This is a genomic window from Variovorax sp. P5_A3, from assembly GCF_056400665.1.
In genome coordinates this window covers 1-512 of the sequence record NZ_JBFUKW010000079.1, presented here as the reverse complement: position 1 = coordinate 512, position 512 = coordinate 1, and the positions used below count along the sequence as shown (strand labels likewise).

The window sequence follows — 512 nt, the reverse complement described above, 5'->3', positions numbered from 1 at the left end:
GCGACCTTGATCGCATCGCTGCTCTGCACGATGGCGATCGCGTTGCCTGCATAGATCGGGCGCTCGAAGGTGTCAGGGCTGTCGACCTTGGTGATGTCGCTGATCTGGGCCACGTCCAGCTTGGCGGCCACGCGAGGTGCGACGTTCTTGCCGTTGGCCGTGGCCGGGAACAGGATGTGGCTGTAGTTCTTCGCGATCGCCAGCACTTGCGCTGCGACGTTCTCCGCGAGGTTCTCGGCCAGGCTCGGGCTGTCGGCCACGATCACCTTGGCGACGCCTGCGACTTGGGCCGCGGCCTTGGCGGCTTCGGCGGCGTTCGCACCAGCCACGAGGACGTGGACATCGCCGCTCGCACAGGCAATGCCTGCGGTCACGGTGTTCAGGGTCGCCGGCTTGAGCGTGGCGTGGTCGTGTTCGGCAATAACAAGTACGGTCATGATCAGATCACCTTCGCTTCGTTCTTCAGCTTGTCCACCAGCGTGGCGACATCGGGCACCTTGATGCCGGCGCCG

The 512-nt window shown here is 64.8% G+C and carries 1 pseudogene; it reads right to left on the bottom strand.

Features of this window, described 5'->3' with window-relative positions:
- A pseudogene (locus AC1D3B_RS36245) lies at positions 1-437 on the bottom strand (electron transfer flavoprotein subunit alpha/FixB family protein); the annotation flags it as partial.
- Positions 438-512 lie beyond the last annotated feature (75 nt).